Source organism: Candidatus Bathyanammoxibius amoris, from assembly GCA_024451685.1.
GTDB lineage: Bacteria > Planctomycetota > Brocadiia > Brocadiales > Bathyanammoxibiaceae > Bathyanammoxibius > Bathyanammoxibius amoris.
In genome coordinates this window covers 33,370-47,447 of record JAMXCW010000012.1, presented here as the reverse complement: position 1 = coordinate 47,447, position 14,078 = coordinate 33,370, and the positions used below count along the sequence as shown (strand labels likewise).

At 54.5% G+C, this 14,078-nt stretch carries 9 protein-coding genes; 7 read left to right on the top strand and 2 right to left on the bottom strand.

Going from position 1 to position 14,078, the window contains the following annotated elements; translation table 11 throughout:
• Positions 1-10: 10 nt before the first annotated feature.
• A complete protein-coding gene (locus NOU37_07590; GenBank protein ID MCQ4575090.1) occupies positions 11-1,429 on the bottom strand; it encodes an SUMF1/EgtB/PvdO family nonheme iron enzyme in 1,419 nt (472 codons plus the stop codon).
• A 191-nt stretch (positions 1,430-1,620) separates the two neighbouring features.
• Here NOU37_07590 and NOU37_07585 point away from each other — a divergent pair, with 191 nt between their 5' ends.
• The 6 genes from NOU37_07585 (at position 1,621) to NOU37_07560 (ending at position 9,076) form a co-directional block, all read left to right on the top strand.
• Positions 1,621-2,880: a cytochrome c3 family protein gene (locus NOU37_07585; GenBank protein ID MCQ4575089.1), complete on the top strand. Its 1,260-nt coding sequence runs from the start codon at positions 1,621-1,623 to the stop codon at positions 2,878-2,880.
• A 119-nt stretch (positions 2,881-2,999) separates the two neighbouring features.
• Complete coding sequence (locus NOU37_07580) at positions 3,000-4,928, top strand: aconitate hydratase (protein MCQ4575088.1); 1,929 nt, start codon at positions 3,000-3,002, stop codon at positions 4,926-4,928.
• A gap of 6 nt (positions 4,929-4,934) precedes the next feature.
• Entirely contained in the window at positions 4,935-5,867 is a 933-nt protein-coding gene (gene mdh, locus NOU37_07575) for a malate dehydrogenase (GenBank protein MCQ4575087.1), read from the top strand.
• A gap of 367 nt (positions 5,868-6,234) precedes the next feature.
• The gene (sdhC, locus tag NOU37_07570) at positions 6,235-6,600 is read left to right on the top strand and encodes a succinate dehydrogenase, cytochrome b556 subunit (protein ID MCQ4575086.1); all 366 of its coding nucleotides are present in this window, start codon (positions 6,235-6,237) and stop codon (positions 6,598-6,600) included.
• Positions 6,601-6,610: 10 nt separating this feature from the next.
• Entirely contained in the window at positions 6,611-8,350 is a 1,740-nt protein-coding gene (locus NOU37_07565) for an FAD-binding protein (protein ID MCQ4575085.1), read from the top strand.
• Positions 8,351-9,076, top strand: a complete 726-nt coding sequence (locus NOU37_07560; protein ID MCQ4575084.1) for a succinate dehydrogenase iron-sulfur subunit — start codon at positions 8,351-8,353, stop codon at positions 9,074-9,076.
• Between the two features lie 306 nt (positions 9,077-9,382).
• On the opposite strand, the gene ppdK is transcribed toward NOU37_07560, so the two are convergent.
• Positions 9,383-12,151: a pyruvate, phosphate dikinase gene (gene ppdK, locus NOU37_07555; protein MCQ4575083.1), complete on the bottom strand. Its 2,769-nt coding sequence runs from the start codon at positions 12,149-12,151 to the stop codon at positions 9,383-9,385.
• Between the two features lie 349 nt (positions 12,152-12,500).
• Here ppdK and purH point away from each other — a divergent pair, with 349 nt between their 5' ends.
• Positions 12,501-14,075 carry a bifunctional phosphoribosylaminoimidazolecarboxamide formyltransferase/IMP cyclohydrolase gene (gene purH / locus NOU37_07550; protein MCQ4575082.1) on the top strand — a complete coding sequence of 525 codons (1,575 nt, stop codon included), beginning with the start codon at positions 12,501-12,503 and terminating at the stop codon, positions 14,073-14,075.
• Positions 14,076-14,078: the final 3 nt, after the last annotated feature.

Here is a 14,078-nt window from a genome sequence, read left to right as displayed (position 1 = left end):
TGGGAGTGTTCTACTCTGTGTCCGCAGCCGTGCGGAACCCGACCGCCTTGTTCCTCTCGTCCGGTCTGCCAAAGGACCTTTTGGGACATCTGAGTAAATACGCTGAATTCGCGAACATGGAGCCTCCCCGCATAGACCTCACACCGGTAGATTTTTCCGGCCCTTTAGGGTTGGATGCCGGACCCCTCTTGTAGTAGTAACGGTCGAACCAATCGTTGCACCACTCGATTACGCCGCCTGCCACATCGTGACAACCGAAGACGCTGTCGCCTTCGGTGTAGCTGCCGACAGTTAGAGGGCCCGTTGCCCCCCAGTTGACCCTTGAGGCGCTGAAGACGTCTCCCCAGGGAAACCGCCTGCCGTCGGTGCCCCTTGCCGCCTTTTCCCATTCCGCCTCGCTGGGCAGGCGCTTCCCTGCCCACGCGGCGTAGGCGTAGGCGTCATACCAGTCCACCCTCACTACGGGAAAGTCAGGGTGGTCGAAGTACCTGTCTTCATACCACTTTTCTGGCGTGTGGTTTTTGTTCTTCGGTTCGTCTTGATAGCACTTGCTATGGTCGCCAGTGTCGCGAATGTACTGCAAGAACTCCCAGTACTCGGCGTTGGTAAGCTCATACTTGTCAATGTAGAAGGCGTCCAGATATACCTCTCTCTGGGGTGTCTCCTCCAGACGCGCGTTCTGGCTCATCTCTTCCCTGGATTTGCTTCCCATCACAAAGCTGCCTGCCGGAATAATGGCCATCTCGCTCCATTTGGCCCTGTTTTCTTCCAGGCCCTTGGCCATTAACTCGGCCCTCCGGCCTTCCTTCTCTCTTCGTCTTTCCTCCTTTTCTCTGGGCTTCAGGCCGATCTCAGCCGCCTCCAGAGTGTCCACGTAGCGTTCTATCCGCTCCCTTGCCGCAGTATTCTCGTAGGGTATCAGCTTGAGAGACTTGTCCAGATGCTTCAGGGCCGTCTTTTTGTCCCCCAGCTGCCAGTATATGCCTCCCAGCTTGTAGTGCAGAGACGGGTCTGAAGGCGCTAATTCCAATACCTTTAGGTACTCGGCCAGTGCGTCCTCGTAATACGCCTCTTCCCTCAGCCGGTCGGCCCTCTCGATGCGCCCCTTGAGCAGTTCCTTAAGCTCTTCCGTGCCGAGCTCCCGCGGGGCTTCTTGTTGTTTCTCTGCTGTAACAGGCTCAAGTCGTTCACCGTCATTACGGCAGAACGTCTCGTCGGGCGCCCCCTTCTGTTTGCATCTGGGGCATACAAGCTCACCTTCCACAACCTCCAGTTCCGTACCGTCTTTTCCACAAAACTGTATGTCTTTCTGGTATATCTGGCCACATTGCGGACATCTTTTTATGTTCGACGTCTCCGTGTCAGACCAGGCTAAAGACGTTGACATGCAAATAGTTACGATAAATAGCAAGCACAAAAAAAGCCTCATTCCTTTGACCTCCAGCTGCTTAGAAAAACCATACGCCCGTCTCTACTGTCACGGGTTCAAAATCTTAATGTTACCATAACGGCACGAAAAATCAACCTGCTAAAAACACTTGAACAGGCGGTACGGTTGTGGTAAAATCCTGCACTCAAAACGTTTAACATAGATATGTACCGGGAAACAGGAGGGGTCTCATGGCAGAAGAAGATACGGAACACCATCATGGTCACAGCCACCATCATGGTCATGATCATGATGACGACGAATGCGGGTGTTTGAGAACCAAGGCGGTAAACTGGGTAAAGGAAAATAAGAAGACAGTAGGAATCGGCCTTGTCATCTTCCTCGCAGTATTCATGATAGGCAACCTGAAGATGTACCACTACTCCGAGACGGTTGCCTTCTGCGGCAAGTTATGCCATGAGATGGACATACATTACACCTCCTTTATGGAATCAAAACACCACAACGAACACGTGCACAACTGCCATGAGTGTCACGTGGGGGCCGGACTGGCGGGTTTCCTTCATGCAAAGCTTAGTGACGGTACACACGACACCATTGAACACCTGAAAGGAACCTTCTCCGACGGCAGGATTATAGAGGTTGCCGAAGATAGTATACCGATAATAAACAGTAACTGCGTAAGGTGCCATTCCGAGGAGTATACGAAAGACAAGACACACGTACCCACCGTATTGAAGAGCACGCGCAAGATAGGCGAAGGCGTACTCAAACAGATTCTCTGCGTAGAGTGTCATGCAGGCCTGGTACACCCGCACATGCCGGGAGACCTGTTCAAGGCGTACACCGAGATGAAGAAATCTCACCCCAAGGCCAAGATAGAACCGATTGGTACGTATAAGGACGTTGAGTGCCTGGGCTGCCATAAGAACACCACACCCGAGGTCGTAAAGGAGTGGACGAATGGCCGGCACGCCGAAAAAGGTGTGACCTGTGACGGGTGCCACGGAAACGACCACAGCGTAATCAAGGAGAGGTCGGGACACGTTACGGGCGCCACTTGTGCACAGTGTCATGAGAAGGCATACAATGAGTTTAAAGGCACGAAGCACATACAGGGCAGGGTGGTCGCCGTTTTGGGCGGGGAAGAGCTCAGTACCAAGCTGCTGAGCATGTACCTGTGCAAAGACTGTCACCGCTTCGGCATGGTGCGCCCGTGGGACGAGACCGGCGAGGACTGCGGTTCGTGTCACATGGGGCACGTGTTCTCCAAAGAGCAGGCGTCGAAGGCCGGAGCCTGTGAGAAGTGCCACACCGGAGGCGCATTCCCGGACCATTCCGCGCTTGATATGTCCGCAAACTCCTTGCATGGCCAGTTTATCGCCAAGTGGGCCGTCAGGAGGGGGCGCGCGCCGGCGTGCCAGGAGTGTCATGGTACTCACAAGAGCCATAATTTTGAGAAGGCCTCTGTAGCGCCAGAGCCGCTGTAAGAGACCTGTGGTAAAGCGTTTATAACTAAGCCAGAGAGGTTTAGAGTGGAGGTAATTCTAAAAAAATCCCACCTTCTTCAGGTGGGATTTTTTATTCGGTCAGAGGCTACGTCATGGGCATGAACCTGGTTGAAAAGATACTGAAGGCCCACCTTGTCTCCGGTGAGCTGAAGGCCGGTACTGAGATAGGGGTATCGGTAGATCAGACCCTGACCCAGGATGCTACGGGTACCATGGCCTACCTGCAGTTTGAGGCCATGGGCGTACCGCGGGTCCGCACCGCGGTGTCCATCAGCTACGTGGACCACAACACGCTGCAGACGAGCGTGGAGAATGCCGACGACCACCTGTACCTCCAGACTGTAGCGGCCAAATATGGTCTATACTATTCCAGGCCCGGAAACGGCATCTGTCACCAGGTACACCGTGAGCGCTTCGCCGTACCGGGGCAGCTTATGCTAGGTTCCGACAGCCATACCCCCACGTGCGGCGGTCTCGGGATGATTGCGATAGGCGCGGGAGGTCTCGACGTTGCGATGGCTATGGCCGGCGCGCCGTTTTTTATGACCATGCCTGAGGTGGTACTGGTGAGGCTTGTCGGCAAGCCGGGCCCCTGGGTGGCGGCAAAAGACGTGATACTGAAACTCCTGCAGATGCTTACCGTTAAAGGTGGGACCGGAAGGATTTTTGAGTACGGCGGACCCGGGATAAAGTGTTTTGAGGCGCCCGAGCGTTCTACCATCACTAACATGGGAGCGGAGCTGGGCGCGACGACCTCGGTTTTCCCCAGTGATAAAATTACCCGAGCGTGTTTGAGCCATCAGAGGAGGGAAAAGGATTGGGTAGAGATAGGCCCCGATGACGATGCCGGGTATGACAAAGAGATTGTGCTGGACCTCAGTGAGCTTGAACCCTTGATAGCAAGACCGAGCAGCCCGGACAACGTCTGCCGCGTAAAAGAGGTTTCCGGTACAAAGGTGCGTCAGGTCTGCATAGGAAGCTGTACAAACTCGTCTTATAGTGAACTTATGATGGTTGCTGCCATCCTGAAGGGGAGGAAGGTGCCGCCTGAGGTAAGCCTGACGATAAGCCCCGGCTCGCGGCAGGTGCTGGAACTCATTGGCAGGAACGGTGCGCTGGAAGACCTGATCGAAGCAGGGGCGAGGATTCTGGAACCTGCGTGCGGACCTTGTATCGGCATGGGACAGGTGCCTCCTTCCGGCTGTGTATCGGTAAGGAGCTTTAACAGGAATTTCCCGGGCCGCTGTGGCTCCCTGGATGCCGAGGTATATCTCTCAAGCGTTGAGACGTGCGCCGCTACGGCACTCACGGGGGTTATAACAGACCCGAGAGAACTGGGGAAACCCGTAAAGATTCATAAGCTCGGCAAGATACCGGTGGACGATTCATTCATAGTACCGCCCGCAAAGGACCCGTCAGAGGTTGAGGTAATAAGGGGACCGAACATAAAGGCGCTTCCTAAGAAGGAGCCGCTTCCCGATTCACTCGAGGGTGAGGTGCTATTGAAACTGCCGGATAATATAAGTACCGACCATATCCTGCCTGCCGGGAACAAGGTGCTCAGGTTTCGTTCGAACATACCTGCCATCTCAAGATTCACGTTCATGCACCTGGACAAGGAGTTTGCCGCAAGGGCCGAGGAAAAGAAGGGCGGGTTTATAGTTGGCGGTAGTAATTATGGCCAGGGGTCTAGCAGGGAGCACGCGGCCCTTGCACCCATGCATCTGGGCATAAAGGCCGTCCTTGCAAAATCCTTCGCGAGGATACACAGGAATAATCTCATTAATACCGGTATTCTGCCGCTTGTCTTTACCGACGAATCAGGATACGATTCTGTAGATAAAGGAGACCGGCTCAGGCTTGAGAATCTAAGGGCGGTACTTAAAGAGGGCAACAGGCCGATTACCGTTATAAACGCTACCAGGGATAATAGAGAGATAAAGGTGGAACACGGGTTTAGTGAAAGGGAGGCGCAGATAGTGCTTGCGGGCGGATTACTTAACTACCAGGCCCAAAAGAGCGGTTAACCGGCGATGAGAAGAAAGATAACCATAGTCGGGGCGGGAAACGTGGGCGGGACCGCTGCCCAGAGACTTGCCGAGAAGGAGGCCGGTGACATAGTACTGGTTGATTTAGTAGAGGGTGTGCCTCAGGGTAAATCCCTGGACATCCTTGAGTCCGGGCCGATATGCGGGTTTAACGCCAACGTTACAGGCACGAACGGCTACGATGAGACAGAGGGTTCGGACATATGCGTCATTACCGCAGGCAAGGCCAGAAGGCCCGGCATGAGCAGGTCTGACCTCCTTGAGAATAACGTAAAGGTGGTAAAGTCCGTTGTTGAAGAGCTGGTAAAGAGGTCCCCGGACACAATACTCCTCTTGGTAACCAATCCCCTCGACGCAATAGTGCACACCGCTTACAGGGTGAGTGGACTGCCAAAAGAAAGGGTAATAGGGATGGCGGGCGTGCTTGACACGGCCAGATTTGCCACGTTTGTGGCCATGGAACTTGGCGTTTCAGTTGAAAACGTACAGGCGACAATCGTGGGCGGACACAGTGACCCCTTACCCCTGGCCAGATATACGACTGTGGCCGGTGTGCCTGTCAATGAACTCCTGCCTAAAGAAAGAGTTGACGCGTTGGTAGAGCGGACGGTCAGGGGTGGTGCGGAGATAGTGAATTTTCTCAAGACGGGTAGCGCGTTCTATGCGCCGTCCGCCGCCATAACAGAGATGGTAATGGCGATACTGAATGACAAGAAGAAGATACTCCCCTCCACCGTGCTCTGTCAGGGTGAGTATGGGCTGAAAGACGTGTTTATCGGTGTCCCCGCAAAGCTTGGTTCAAAGGGTGTGGAAGGTATTATCGAGCTGAAACTTACGGCGGAAGAGAGCAGTTTATTACACAAGTCGGCCCAGGGCGTGACGGCCGAGTGTGCAGAGGTTGACAGGCTCATAGCATAGGAGCAGGAAATGACCGGTGGCTCAAGTCTCTGGCCTTGGCTCTTACAGCGAATAAGTGGCCTATTCCTCAGTGCGGGGGTTATTGTCCATTTTTGTATGCTCCATAATGGAACCGGTCCCCCGGTTTACGACCAGGTAGCTGCACGTCTTAGCTCTCCATGCTGGATGACATTCTATATCGCGCTCCTGGCGACACTCCTTTATCACGGGCTCAACGGGGCTTGGGCGGTCTTCCTTGATTTCAATACCTCTTCCTCCACGAAAATGATATTTAAGGTAACACTTTATATTATAGGCTGTTATGCGTTTGTTACGGGTCTTGACGTGCTAGTGTGTTTTGCTCCTTATTAGGGGAAACGAACTGAGGATGGAAACTATCCGTCAGATAATAAACGAAATCAGGTTGAACCTTGGTGTCGAGGTGGTCACCTTCACCCTGCACAGGATTACGGGTGTTGCGCTGGTGCTCTTCTTGTTTATACACATATGGACTCTTGGGGCCGCGTTCCAGGGACCGGAGGCGTTTAACGCGGCCGTAAGCAAGTTCGATAACCCGGTGGGGCATTTTATGGAATACTCGCTCCTTCTCGCGGTTATCCTTCATCTGGTAAACGGGCTGAGGTTGACCCTGATAGAACTGTTTGACCTCACTGCGGTGCAGGGAAGACTTCTACTGTTGTCGGCGGGTATCCTTGCCGTGGTAGCGGTGTACAGCTTAGGGATATTCTTTTAAGGGGGTTTTTGTGCCTTATCATGACATATTGATAGTTGGAGGCGGGCTTGCGGGGCTGAGGGCAGCCGTTGCGGCCAATGAGATGAACCTTAAGGCGGGTATACTCTCCAAGGTACACCCGCTGCGGTCACACTCCGTAGCCGCGCAGGGCGGCATTAACGCCTCGCTCGGCAATCATCCGAGGGGCGGGCACGACGGCTGGGAGAAACACGCGTATGACACGGTCAGGGGGAGTGACTTCCTTGCCGACCAGGACGCGGTCCTCCGGATGACAGGTGACGCCGCCTCGCGCGTGTACGAGATTGAGCACTGGGGATGCCCGTTTAGCCGTACGGACGATGGGAAGATAGCACAGAGGCCCTTCGGCGGGGCCGGATTTCCCAGGACATGCTACGCCGCCGATACCACGGGCCAAGCGCTTCTGCACACCATCTATGAACAGGTGATCAGGTTCAAGCAGGCCGCCGAGCGGAAGGAGCTGGTTCTTTATCCTGAGTGGCTGGTGCTGGCGCTTGTGAGGGAGGATGACGAGTGCAAGGGGGTAGTGGCGATGGAACTTAGCAGCGGCAGGCTTGAGGCCTTCGCCGCGGGTGCTGTCATATTTGCAACTGGTGGCTCTGGAAGGATTTATGGCAATACGACAAACGCGCTTATCAACACGGGAATAGGCATGGCGGTCCCCTACTGGGCGGGTGTACCGCTGAAGGACATGGAATTCGAACAGTTCCATCCAACCACCCTGGTGGGTAAGAATATACTGATAACCGAAGGTGCGAGAGGGGAAGGCGGGTTCCTGTTAAACAATAAAGGCGAGAGATTTTTGGCCAATTACCCGGATTCCGAGAAGGCCATGGAGGTGGCGCCGCGCGACATAGTGTCCAGGAACATTACCCGGGAGATGCAGGAGGGCAGGGGATTTAAAGGAGACGGCGGCTATGTACACCTGGACCTCCGTCATCTGGGCCGGGAGAAGATAATGTCCAGGCTTCACGGCATCCGGACGATATGTATGGAATTTGGCGGCATAGACCCTATTACGGACCTTATCCCCGTCCAGCCGGGGCATCACTATACTATGGGCGGGATTGAGTGTAATACGGAATGTGAGACAATCGTGGGCGGCCTCTACGCGGCGGGTGAGGTGTCTTGCGTCAGCGTCCACGGGGCCAACCGGCTTGGGGGCAATTCACTGCTTGAGACGCTGGTTTTCGGCAAGATCGCCGGCGATAATGCCGCCAGGTATGTTCAGGGTAAGAAGCTGGCAGGTACTAAGCCCGGCAAGATACACGAAGTGGCGCTAAAGAAAACCGAAGGGAAGATCGAGCAGCTACTGGCAAGAGAGGACGGCGAGGACGTCGCCGTCTTGAAGAAGGAGATGGCAGAGGTCATGGCCGGGAAGGTGGGCGTATTTCGCGAGAAGCCGGCGCTTACCGACGCACTTGCTGTCATAAAAGGACTCAGGGAGCGCTTCAGGAACGTTTCGCTGCGCCACACGGCTGGCAGGAGGTGGAACCTGTCGCTGCAGTCGGCCCTTGAGCTTGAGGGCAGTCTTGACGTGGCCGAGGCCGTGGCGGCGGGGGCACTTGCAAGGAAAGAGAGCCGGGGGTCACACTCCCGCACCGATTTCCCCAGGCGTGACGATGAGAAGTGGCACAAGCATACCAGGGCATATTATTCCAGGGACGGCGCCAAGCTCAAGTACAGCAAAGTCAGACCCGGCCCGTTTGAATTGGAAGAGAGGAAATACTAGGTGGCGGACATAACCTTCAACGTCTTACGCTACGACCCTGATTCAGGCAGTGAACCTCACCTTCAGGCCTACCGCGTGCCCCTGCCTGATAACGGGAAGGGATTGACCGTGCTCGACGGGCTTAATTACATACTGGAGAACCTGGACGGTTCTCTGGCCTTCAGGTCATCGTGCAGGGCCGGCGTATGCGGTTCCTGCGCCATGCATATAAACGGTAAGCACAGGCTTGCCTGTAACACGCAGGTCGCATCGCTAAAGACACAAGAAATCACCATCAGGCCCCTTGCCCACCTGGAGGTAGAGAAAGACCTTTGTGTGAATATGGACCAGTTCTGGGAGAAGCATGAGCTGGTAAGGCCGTATCTAGTCCCCGGCTCACCCCCGCCCGAAAAGGAACGAATCCAGAGCCAGGAGGACAGGAAGGAACTGGATATGGTTATAGACTGCATCCAGTGCGCCAGCTGCTACTCGGCATGCCCGATTACCCTTACAAGTAAGGAGTATATAGGTCCCGCGGCGTTACTTAAGATAGACCGCTACGTGAGGGACACCCGTGACGGCATCCATAATCTGAGAATAGAGCAGGCAGACGGCCCGTATGGCGCGTGGAGGTGCCACAACGTCTTTGCCTGCCAGTGCTGCCCCAAGGAGCTTGACCCGCCCCGGTCCATAGCCCACATCAAACGCCGCCTCCTGCGCAAAAGATTGCTGGGTAAAAGTAAGTAAGGTTCATTATTTTCCGCAGGGTTAAAACCCTGCGGAACCCTCAAAAAGGTTTTTTGTAGTGGCAGAGCTTGCTCTGCCAAAAGTCGAGCAAGCTCGACCGCTACAACACTGGGTAGGGTCAAGTCGTAGATCCGCCCTCCAAACAAACCAGTGGACTTTCAGCCTCAGGCACGACTGCCACGTTTAACGTCGGAGAAAGTCGCACCGAGGGAAGACCTGTCCTCTGGTACAGCTCCGACGCTACACTGTTCGGCTGTTTCACTACCTCAGAATGACAATCATGAAGGGCTTTGTGGTTGGGTCTGACTACACCGTGGAGGACGTTTCTGCGCCGTGAATGTTGGCACGGGCGGCGGTGAGGCGGGCGATAGGTACCCGGTATGGAGAGCAGCTCACGTAGTTCATGCCTATCCGGTGGCAAAATTCGATGGAGTCGGGGTCGCCGCCGTGTTCACCGCAGATACCTATCTTCAAATTAGGCCGGGTGGACCTTCCCTTCTTGACCCCTATCTCAATGAGCTGGCCCACGCCGTCCTGGTCAAGGGACTGGAACGGGTCTTTCTTTAGAATACCCTGTTCTATATAATCGGGCAGGAAGTTGGCGACGTCGTCGCGGCTTAAACCGAAGGTCATCTGCGTCAGGTCGTTTGTGCCGAAGGAAAAAAACTCGGCCTGTTCGGCCAGCTTATCGGCCATCAGGGCCGCCCTTGGCAGTTCTATCATGGTGCCCACGGCGAATTTGACCTTGACGCCTTTCTTTTTCATTACGGCCCGGGCCTGTTTGTTTATGTTATCCTTTAGCAGGTTGAACTCTGCGGCCATACCCACAAGCGGGACCATTATCTCCGGGTACACCGTGAGGCCTTTCTTTTTTACGTTGCAGGCGGCCTCAATTATGGCCGTTACCTGCATGTCGTATATGTCTGTATAGGTGATTCCCAGCCTGCAGCCGCGGTGGCCGAGCATCGGGTTAACTTCTTGCAGCCGTGTAACGGTCTTAATGACCTCCCCAAGTGTCATGCCGAACTTCCTGGCCATTTCCTTGTAGTGGTCTTCGCCGTGGGGCAGGAATTCGTGGAGCGGCGGGTCGAGCAGGCGGATGGTTACCGGCAGGCCCTTCATGGCCCTGAACATCTTCTCGAAGTCGCCTCTCTGCATGGGGAGTAGCTTCCGTAAAGCCTGTGTGAATAATGCGTTAGGACGTTTCAGGGCTTTCTTCAGCTCGGCGATTTCCGCCTTCAGTTTGGCCTTCTCTTCTTTCGGCGCTTTTTGAAGTTCCTGCTCAATTGGCCCAATCCTTGCCTTAAGGTTTTTTACCTCCGGGGCGAGCATAATCATCTGTCTTACGTAGTTAATTCTGTGTTCACCGAAGAACATGTGCTCTGTACGGCATAGTCCGATTCCCTGGGCGCCAAACGTCCTGGCCTTGGTGGCATCTTCAGGGGTGTCGGCATTGGTCCTTATATCTAATTTTCTGAATTCGTCCGCCCATTTCATGAGCTTGGAGAAATCAGCAGTGAGTTTTGGCTCTATCGTGGGTACCCGCCCCTGCATCACCTCGCCGACGGTGCCGTCCAGAGAGATGTGGTCGCCGCGCCTTATCACCTTGCTGTTTACGGTGAACTGCTGCAAGTTGTAGTCGACGTTCACGTCCCCCGCGCCTACCACGCAGCACCTGCCCATACCCCTGGCGACTACGGCGGCGTGGGACGTCATACCTCCACGGCTTGTAAGTATGCCCTGTGCGGCGTGCATCCCGGCGACGTCTTCCGGAGAGGTCTCTTTTCTGACCAGGATGACCTTTTCATTTCGCGCGGCCAGTTTCTCGGCCTCTTCAGAGCTGAAGACCACTTTGCCCGTGGCCGCACCGGGCGAGGCGGGAAGCCCCGTGGTTATTACCACCCTGTTCGCTTTTGGGTCAAATACGGGGTGGAGCAGCTGGTCTAACTGCTGGGGTTCTATCCTCAAGACGGCCGCCTTCTTGTCTATAAAACCCTCTTTCACCATATCAGCGGCAATCTTCAGTGCCGCCTTGGCGGTGCGTTTTCCGTTACGCGTCTGGAGCATGTAGAGCTTGCCTTCTTGGATGGTGAACTCCATGTCCTGCATGTCCCGGTAACGTTTCTCCAGGAGGTTTTTATACTGTAGTATCTGCTTGTAGATACGGGGCATCTCTTTTCGCAGATTGATGATAGGTTCTGGTGTCCGTATGCCTGCCACGACGTCCTCTCCCTGGGCGTTAAAGAGGAACTCACCGTACAGGATGTTCTCACCGGTTGAGGGATTTCTGGTGAAGCAGACACCGGTTGCGGAATGGTCGCCCATATTGCCGAATACCATGGCCTGAACGTTTACGGCAGTGCCCAGGAGGCCTTGGATGTTGTAGAGTTTTCTGTACTTGATTGCCCGTGGGTTGTTCCATGAATCAAACACAGCGTCAATTGCCTTCTGAAGTTGCACCTTCGGGTCGTCGACAAAGTTTTCGCCCGTGGCCTTTTTGTATATTTCCTTAAATCTTTTTACCAGAGCTTGAAGGTGTTTGACGGTTAGCTCCGTGTCGTTCTTTATGTGCGCCTTCTTCTTGATATTTTCCACTTCATGTTCAAACCTGTCCCGGTCTAGACCCATAACTACGTCCCCGAACATGGATATGAGCCGCCGGTAGGCGTCCCAGGCGAAGCGTTCGTTACCGGTTTTATTTATAAGGGCCTGGAGGGTGTTCTGGTTTAATCCGAGGTTCAGTACGGTGTCCATCATACCGGGCATGGAGGCCGCCGCACCGCTGCGCACCGATACTAGGAGCGGGTTGGTGGTGTCACCCAGCCCTGCCTGCATGGTCTCTTCCAACCGGAACAAATTCTCTTTAAGCTGTGTGGAAAGCCCGGCCGGGTATTTCCGGTTTTTCTCATAGTAGGCCTTGCAGACGTTTGTGCTTATGGTGAAGCCGGGAGGAACGGGCAGCCCGAGGTTACTCATCTCGGCAAGGTTCGCACCCTTGCCGCCCAGGTAAGCACGCATATCGGCGCGCCCTTCCGCCTTCCCGTCTCCGAAAAAATATAGATACTTTTCACCCACTATACGCTGCGTCTCCTTTCGCCTCGCTCGTTCGGGTGTGAGGTACATGGCAGGAACAACTAACGTTGCTGTACTGGAATGAGGAGACCATGGACCGTACTATAACAAATAAATTGATTAACACAGGAAAAAAGTGCCGGGAGTCTAACAGAAAGTCCCGGGTATGGCAAGGACATTTTCCCAGGTATGCTTTTATTGCATTTGACATAACTCTTGTGTTCTGTTAGTATTACGTCATTCCTGGATGTGATTTGAGGATAGTGTTTTCTAACATCCGGCCGGGCGGGACGACGGGTTGGTGCTGGGGGCTGTCGTAGTCTTGTACTGGCCGAATCAAGAAGCAGCGTCTATGCCTAAAATGCAGAGGGCCCTGGTAAGTGTTTACGACAAGAAGGGTGTCGTAGAGTTTGCAAAAGGCCTGGCGGGGCTTGGCGTGGAGATTATGTCTTCCGGAGGAACTGCGAAGCTCCTCAGAGAAAACGGACTAAAGGTTATAGAGGTCTCTGAGTATACCGGATTTCCTGAGATGATGGACGGCCGGGTTAAGACGCTGCATCCGAAGGTGCACGGGGGGCTGCTTGCACTACGGGAAAACACCGCTCATGTCCAGCAGATGAAAGAGCATGGCATCCTTCCCATCGACATGGTCGTTGTAAACCTGTATCCGTTTGAAAAGACCGTTGCCAGGGAGGGCGTTACGTTTGAGGAGGCCATAGAGAATATAGACATCGGTGGCCCTTCGATGATACGCTCGGCTGCAAAAAACCACAAACACGTCGCCGTCGTCGTTGACCCTGACCAGTATGGCTCTATACTGGAAGAGATGCGGGAGAACAACGGCGCTATATCCGGGTCAAAGACCCTTGAGCTTGCCATTCAGGCATTTAAGCTTACTGCTCATTACGATAGTGCAATCTCCCGCTTCCTAGCGGGAGACGTACAGGGCCGTTTCCCTCAAAAACTCTCACTGGAGTTCCTCAAGAAACAGGAGCTCAGGTACGGTGAGAACCCGCACCAGGACGCCGCGTTTTATGTAGAGGCGGAAGGTGTAGGGGAAACCTGCGTTTCGCATCTTGAGCAGTTATGGGGGAAAGAGCTCTCGTTTAACAATATACTCGATCTGGACGCGGCCCTTGAACTTGTAAAGGAGTTTGAGGGACCTGGAGTCGCGGTAATAAAACATACAAACCCGTGTGGCGCGGGGATTGCCGGGACGCTTTCCGATGCCTTCAGCAAGGCCTACAGCGGGGACCCCGTGTCGGCCTTTGGTTCCATTATAGCCCTTAATCGCCGTGTAGACGTTCAAACCGCCGAAGGGATTACCGCACCCGGCCACTTTGTTGAGGCCGTGGTCGCACCCGATTTTGATCCTGACGCCTTAGAGGTGCTCAAGACTGCGCGTAAGTGGGGAGCAAACCTGAGGATACTCCGCTCAGGCGAACTTGACACCAAGCGGTCTGAAGACACTTCGATGGATATGAAGAGAGTAGGCGGGGGCATGCTGGTACAGACGAAGGACGCCGCCGCAGAAGACGTTAAGGGCATCAAATGCGTCACTGCTGAGAAGCCTTCGGAGGAGGTGCTGAACGACCTGAAATTTGCATGGATAGTGGCCAGGCACGTAAAGTCAAATGCCATCGTGCTGGTCAAGGACGGGGGGGTCATAGGTGTGGGTGCGGGACAGATGAGCAGGGTGGATTCGGTTGAGATTGCCGTAAAAAAGGCGTCTGACAGGGCGAAGGGCAGTGTGCTGGCTTCCGATGCCTTCTTCCCGTTTAGAGACGGGGTGGATGCGGCAGCAAGGGCAGGGGTTGTAGCCATTATCCAGCCGGGCGGCTCGACAAAGGACGATGAAGTAATCGCCGCGGCCCGGGAAAACGGACTTTCAATGGTCTTTACCGGACGAAGGCATTTCAGGCATTAATGA